A 4,677-nucleotide genomic window follows, 5' to 3' on the forward strand; every position below is an offset into this window, starting at 1 on the left:
GGAAATTATCGAACTCTCCGATTTTCTCGCCGACACTTTGAATGGTTCTAAGGGGCCCTGCGCATTCGTAATTCCGATGCGCGGCTGGTCCGCTTATGACCAAGAAGCTGCCCTGTGTACGCGGGAGCGCGGCTGGGCAGAAGGAAATGGTGACGGCCCGGTTTGGGAACCCGATGAGAAGTATCCACAATGGTCGCGCCGCGCAACTGCCATGTTGAAGCGGATGTGGTCGAAAGTTGATACAAATGTGGTAGATCTTATCTGGACCGATCACCATATCTTGGATGAAGAATTCGCGGATCTTTTAAACACCATAGTTTGGGATATGATCAACGGCGAATGGGAGATTGGGAAATACAACAATTTCTCCGACAAGATTCTCAACGATAAGTTGACGACTCTGTAATAGCGATTCCTTAGAATCAAAAGCAGACGCATTCGGGATTAACTGATTTCAGTTTTTCCCGGATGCGTCTTTGCAATTATTAGTTGCACGCCACTGCGCCGAATCTCCGTTACGTGTTCCCGGCTTAATCTTGAATCGGAAATCACGACATCAAATTCATGTATCGGCATCATTGAGTACAAGGCCCGTTTACTAAATTTCGTATGGTCGGCGATTAATACCCGTTTCTTCGCACACTGGAACATAGCTCGCTTAACTTGAATCAACTCCGGCTGCTGGTGGAAGCACACCCCGTTGCTGACGGCCGGAGTAGACATAAAGTACGTATCGGCGCTCAGCTGATTCAAAGCCGAAAGCGCTAAATTTCCTTTGTAGGCATCGCACAATTGGTAGTACTCTCCACCCGTGGAAATAAGCGAAATGCCTCTTTTGCCATAAAGCATATCGAGCACACGCCCAAAGTTAGTAATAACCGTCAACGGTTCTTTCTGCGGCAATAATTCCGCTAGATTCAAGCCAGTTGTGGAATCATCTAGCACGATCGCTTCTCCGGGCTCGATTAAATCAAATGCCAATTTAGCGATCGCGCGTTTTTCTGCCGACTGCTGGCGCAAACGATAATCAGTTGATGCTTCGAATAGACTCGAAGCGACTGCCGTCACTACTCCACGAGATTTCCGCAGCACACCCCGGGCTTCTAAGGCGTCTAAATCGCGATGAACAGTCATGCGTGATACATCTAATTCATCCACCAGTGTATCTATGCGCACAGATCCAATTTCTAGGACGCGTTCGGTAATGGCATCCCGCCGCAAATCCTGTTTTGAGGGCGGAGCGGAGAGCTTAGCTTCAATCTTATCGTCCATTAGAACAAGGCCACCTTTTCTGGACGAGGAAAAATCTCATCTAAAGCCGCTAAATCATCTGCACTCAGTTCCAGTTCAACGGCTTGCGCATTGGCACGTATCTGCTCCGGGCGCGTAGCACCGGCAATGATAGACGCCACGGGAGCTTGCGCAGCCAACCAAGCGATTGCCACATCCGCCTGTTGCATATTACGTTCGGCACAAAACTCTTGGTATCTGCGCAAATCTTCCATATTAACGGCCGCTAGTTTCGGATCTCCCGGCTGCAAGCGAGCATCTTTCGGCACTCCCTGTGTATATTTACCGGTCAAGATACCGGCTGCCAGCGGATAATAAGGCACCAAGCCTAAACCGAAATGCGCTGCTGCCGGCACAATTTCCTGCTCAGCTCGGCGATCGAGAAGATTATAGTGATTTTGGGTAGCTACGAAACGCCCCGGGCGAGAATGATGCCAGGCGTCCGCCAATTGCCAGCCCGTAGTATTAGATACTCCGTAGTAACGAATTTTTCCTTGATCCACCAAAGTATCCAGCGCATCTATCGTCTCCGCAATTGGGGTCAGCGGATCTGGAGAATGGTAGTAATAAAGATCAATCCAATCCGTGCCGAGCCGCTGCAAAGATGCTTCGCATTGCTTCATAATATAACGGCGCGATCCCCGCGCTAATTCTTTCGGTTCACCGCCGAGCGGCAATCCAAATTTCGTTGCAATCACGGCGCTGTCTCGGCGATTACCTAGTGCTTCGCCCAACAGCCTCTCCGATAGCCCGGGTTCGTAACCGTAAACGTTAGCTGTATCAAAATACGTCACACCCGCGCTCAGAGCAGCATCCACGACTTCTTTTGCACCCGCAATATCTTCCGAAGCGGAACCTTTGCGCCCTAAATTATTTGCGCCGTATCCCAAGACCGAAACGCTAAGACCAGAATCACCTAACCGCCTATACTTCATAACATCTATATTAGGCGAGTTGGGCACTACAAACCAGATAAAAGCAACTTCTATAACATTTTGCGGGTCTTCCCCAGGTAGAGGAAGACCCGCAAAGCGATTTTATTTAGTTATATTTAACTACCTAGTTGTTACGGCGGCGCTTATATATTCCGCCAACTCCGCAGAGGGCAAGAACTCCTGCTATTAATATGAGTGCAGCAGTATTACTACCCGTATTCGGTAACTTTTGTGCTGCAGGCTTAGGCGTAGGCGCAGGCTGAGATGGAGCAGAATTCATAGTGTAGCTCCAGTACCCAATAAAGTTTAGGTCCTTTCCATCGACGGTGGCCTCCGTAGGAGTCCAACCTTCAAAATTCCAAGTACCTTGGTCTTCCTTAACACTGGTTTGTGCTAATTCTGGAGCCGAAACCTTATCGCCAGGGCGCAGCATCGTAACGGCTGCAGGGGTAAGTTTAAGAATATCCTCCGGTAACTGGCGATTGGAATCACGGCTGGCGAAAGTAAACTTGGCATCATTGGTGGCAACCATAGTTAATGTGACCGGATCAGCGGTGTCCTTAAATTGCAATGGCATACCAGCGTAGAAATAATCCATTGTCATCGTGCCACTTACCGTAGGATTCACCATCTCAAAGGTTTTACCAGCCACAAATTTAGATTGCGGTACGTAAAGAGCATTCTTAGGGGTAGTGAGGACGAGCTTGGCAGGCTGATACTCGCTCTTATTAAGATCTCCTCCCGTCACCTTCGCGCCATCTGCGTGTTGCAATTTAAAATGCGCAGTAAACGTCCCGGTGCCTGCATCGTATGCGGCGGTCTCGCATCGCATAATATCGCCGAATTTAGAGGGAGCATTCTGCTTTTCCATTTCAGCCTGCACAGTCGCACAGCTGACGAAATCGGGGTTTGCAGATACGACCGTTGGGTCGACAGTGAAAGAAATATCCCACTCACCACTGAAAGTTTTTGCCGCGTAGCGTTCTTTATCGAAGCCGTTTCTAAACATCCACCCCAGCTTAAAGAGATTGTAGCTATTCCAAACACCTTTCATGTCGAGGGTACCTCGATAGGCAATCTGATAGGCATCAGTGGCGGTATTACCCTTCGAAGAATCGTAGAGGAACTCATTATCGCTGGTGATTTGCCCCGCATTATCTACTGCATAGGCATCGCTATCTACAGTAATCGGCACATTTGTGGGGGCTGCAGAGGCGGGCGCAGCATTAACTCCACTTAATCCCATGATAAGAAGAACAGCTAGTAAAAAGACGGAAAAACGGGAAAGAAGTGTACCCGTCCGTGGTAAGCGTGGAATCATGAAGCCCCCATTTATAGAAATTTAAAACACTCTCGTTCAAGATATCTTAGAAAACCCTTTATTTCTACAAATTTCTACAATGCGATTTTCGGATACGGAAAATTCAGTATCTCGAAATAGTATTTAAAAACCTTTTCCGAGGTAGAATGCATCGAAAATACAATATATGAATTTAAGTACTAAATACACAAAAGTAGATTTATGAAATCTTATATAAAGTGGAGGCAAAGACGCCGGATTTGATAAGCGCTGTGTAGCGTCAATGATAGCAATCAGTGCTTTAGGCGTTGGACGGTGCCAATCGCCGCCGCATAGCAGATTCGAAGTGGTCAGCCTCTAGCCCGGCAACAAGATGCCAAACTCCAGGCGAGACCTCTATCGCAGCAGGCAAACCAGCCTTGAGCAAAGCCTCCACATCGACCTTCGAGGAATCTGCGACAGCGACCCGCAGCCGTGTTTCAGCTAACAGCTCAACATTTTCGATATTATCCTCGCCGCCGAGCGCCTCAATCCACTGTTTCGCCTGGTTGGTCTCTACGTCCGTGACGACGACAACCTCTGGCTCGCTCTGGACGGCATCCAAGTCTTTACCGGCCTTAGCTGCTTGACGCTGCTCAGGAGTGCGGTAATCGGTAATGAGAATAGCCAAGAAGGAGGTGATAAACGCTAAGACGATAGCCACCACGTAAATCCACATTGGCTTGAATACTGGGATCGTCAAAATCGAAGTGAAAACAAAGGCATTCGTTTGCAGACCGGCGGTGCCAGTAATCATGGACAACACGCCGATAGTAATGCCGCCAGCCAAACAGCCGGCAATCATTCTCGGATAAATCCGCTTGTAGCGCAGGTGAATACCGTAGAGAGACGGCTCAGAGATACCGCCTAGCAAACCAGCCGCTAAAGCACCGGTTGCCGTTTGCCGCATGGTTTCTTCTTTATCTCTAATCGCTATTACCATCACCCCGGCAGTAGCACCAAAACAGGCAAAGTTCCATGCGCCCATCGGTCCTTGAATAAAGTCGTAACCCAAGGTCTGAATATTGGCAAGCATTAAAGCATTTAACGGCCAATGCAAACCGAGAGGCACCAAGAACGGATACAGCAACGGAATCAAAATGGCGAATACCA

The 4,677-nt window shown here is 48.6% G+C and carries 5 protein-coding genes; 1 reads left to right on the plus strand and 4 read right to left on the minus strand.

Going from position 1 to position 4,677, the window contains the following annotated elements:
• Window positions 1-406, plus strand: a 406-nt coding sequence (locus tag Q0X35_RS05980) for a hypothetical protein (protein ID WP_297566511.1), incomplete at its 5' end; no start/stop codon positions are given.
• 38 nt (window positions 407-444) lie between these two features.
• Here the strand turns inward: Q0X35_RS05980 and Q0X35_RS05985 are convergent.
• The 4 genes from Q0X35_RS05985 to Q0X35_RS06000 form a co-directional block, all read right to left on the minus strand.
• On the minus strand, window positions 445-1,272 hold the full coding sequence (locus Q0X35_RS05985) for a DeoR/GlpR family DNA-binding transcription regulator (protein WP_297566514.1): 828 nt from the start codon (window positions 1,270-1,272) through the stop codon (window positions 445-447).
• Window positions 1,272-2,225, minus strand: a complete 954-nt coding sequence (locus tag Q0X35_RS05990; RefSeq protein WP_297566518.1) for an aldo/keto reductase — start codon at window positions 2,223-2,225, stop codon at window positions 1,272-1,274. Before Q0X35_RS05990 ends, Q0X35_RS05985 begins: the two co-directional genes overlap by 1 nt.
• A gap of 124 nt (window positions 2,226-2,349) precedes the next feature.
• Window positions 2,350-3,546 carry an SHIRT domain-containing protein gene (locus Q0X35_RS05995; RefSeq protein ID WP_297566522.1) on the minus strand — a complete coding sequence of 399 codons (1,197 nt, stop codon included), beginning with the start codon at window positions 3,544-3,546 and terminating at the stop codon, window positions 2,350-2,352.
• A 280-nt stretch (window positions 3,547-3,826) separates the two neighbouring features.
• Window positions 3,827-4,677 (minus strand): PTS transporter subunit EIIC (locus Q0X35_RS06000; RefSeq protein ID WP_297566524.1); only part of this gene is annotated, 851 nt, incomplete at its 5' end.

Source organism: uncultured Arcanobacterium sp. (genome assembly GCF_947253055.1).
In the GTDB taxonomy this organism is placed as follows: Bacteria; Actinomycetota; Actinomycetes; order Actinomycetales; family Actinomycetaceae; genus Arcanobacterium_A.

What these genes read in the sequence shown, in the direction of transcription:
- Q0X35_RS05990 (WP_297566518.1), bottom strand. Translation starts at nt 2,225, where the DNA reads ATGAAGTATAGGCGGTTAGGTGATTCTGGTCTTAGCGTTTCGGTCTTG.
- Q0X35_RS05985 (WP_297566514.1), bottom strand. Translation starts at nt 1,272, where the DNA reads ATGGACGATAAGATTGAAGCTAAGCTCTCCGCTCCGCCCTCAAAACAG.
- Q0X35_RS05995 (WP_297566522.1), bottom strand. Translation starts at nt 3,546, where the DNA reads ATGATTCCACGCTTACCACGGACGGGTACACTTCTTTCCCGTTTTTCC.